This window comes from Lewinella sp. W8 (assembly GCF_004375085.3).
Taxonomy (GTDB): Bacteria; Bacteroidota; Bacteroidia; order Chitinophagales; family Saprospiraceae; genus Neolewinella.
The window spans coordinates 1-618 of the sequence record NZ_SNAQ03000066.1; the positions used below are offsets into that span (position 1 = coordinate 1).

Below are 618 nucleotides of genomic sequence, written 5' to 3' on the forward strand. Positions count from 1 at the left end.
AGGTACCCGCAGCAAGACCACTCAGGTTTTGCGTCGTCGCACCGTTGCTCCAGGCGTAGGTGTAACCGGCCGTACCGCCAACTACCGTCAGCGTGATCGTACCGTCGTCGCTCGTACCGGCGTCGTCATTACAGGTAACGTCCGTCGTCACACCCGTAGCCACCAGGGGCTCCGGCTGGTCGATCGTGAAGCTTTCCGTGGTCGTACAGCCATTGGCGTCCGTAACCACTACCGTGTAGGTGCCCGCAGCAAGACCGCTCAGGTTCTGCGTCGTAGCACCGTTGCTCCAGGCGTAGGTGTAACCGGCCGTGCCGCCAACTACCGTCAGCGTGATCGTACCGTCGTCGCTCGTACCGGCATCATCGTTACAGATGACGTCCGTCGTAACGCCCGTAGCCACCAGGGGCTCCGGCTGGTCGATCGTGAAGCTTTCCGTGGTCGTACAGCCATTGGCGTCCGTAACCACTACCGTGTAGGTACCCGCAGCAAGGCCACTCAGGTTCTGCGTCGTAGCACCGTTGCTCCAGGCGTAGGTGTAACCGGCCGTACCGCCAACTACCGTCAGCGTGATCGTACCGTCGTCACTCGTACCGGCATCATCGTTACAGATGACGTCCG

At 61.3% G+C, this 618-nt stretch carries 1 protein-coding gene; it reads right to left on the reverse strand.

Features of this window, described 5'->3' with window-relative positions; translation table 11 throughout:
- On the reverse strand, positions 1 to 618 hold a 618-nt coding region (locus E1J53_RS23865), incomplete at both ends, for a SprB repeat-containing protein (protein WP_173021628.1).